1 protein-coding gene is annotated in these 691 nt (G+C 80.2%); it reads left to right on the forward strand.

Going from position 1 to position 691, the window contains the following annotated elements; translation table 11 throughout:
• Positions 1–145 precede the first annotated feature (145 nt).
• Positions 146–691 (forward strand): hypothetical protein (locus tag ACI8AF_RS27520; RefSeq protein ID WP_456542968.1); only part of this gene is annotated, 546 nt, incomplete at its 3' end.

Raw genomic sequence — 691 nt, forward strand, 5'->3', positions numbered from 1 at the left:
CACGCCGGCCACACCCGCGGCCACAGCGCTGCCCAGTCACCCCCGCCGCCCCCCCCCCCCCCCCCCCCCCCCCCCCCCCCCCCCCCCCCCCCCCCCCCCCCCCCCCCCCCCCCGGGGGCCGCCCCCCGAACCGAGGAGCACCCACATGACCACGACGGCCGACGCGAGCTCTGACTTCTCTCTCGGCGACCGGTTCACGCAGCTCGACGGGGGTGTCTACCTCACGTCCATCCAGGCCCTCGTGCGCGTCCTGATCGACCAGCGGCGCCGCGACGTGGCGCAGGGGCTCGACACCGCAGGCCTGGTGTCGGGCTACCCCGGTTCGCCGCTCGGTGGCGTGGACATCGAGATGGACCGGCAGAAGGAGCGGCTCGCCGAGCACCGCATCCTGCACCGGCCGGGCCTCAACGAGGACCTCGCGGCCACCGCGTTGTGGGGCAGCCAGACCGTCAACGCACTTCCGGGCGCGACGGTCGACGGCGTCTTCGGCATGTGGTTCGGCAAGGCCCCCGGCGTGGACCGGGCCGGCGACGCCCTCCGGACGGCGAACATCCGCGGGACCGCGCCGCACGGAGGCGTCCTGGGGGGGGGGGGGGGGGGGGGCGGCGCCGGGCCCGCGCGCCCCCCCCCCCCCCCCCCCCCCCCCCCCCCCCCCCCCGCCGCCGCCCCCCCCGCTCCCCCCCCCCCCCCC

The organism is Blastococcus sp. SYSU D00669 (genome assembly GCF_054050715.1).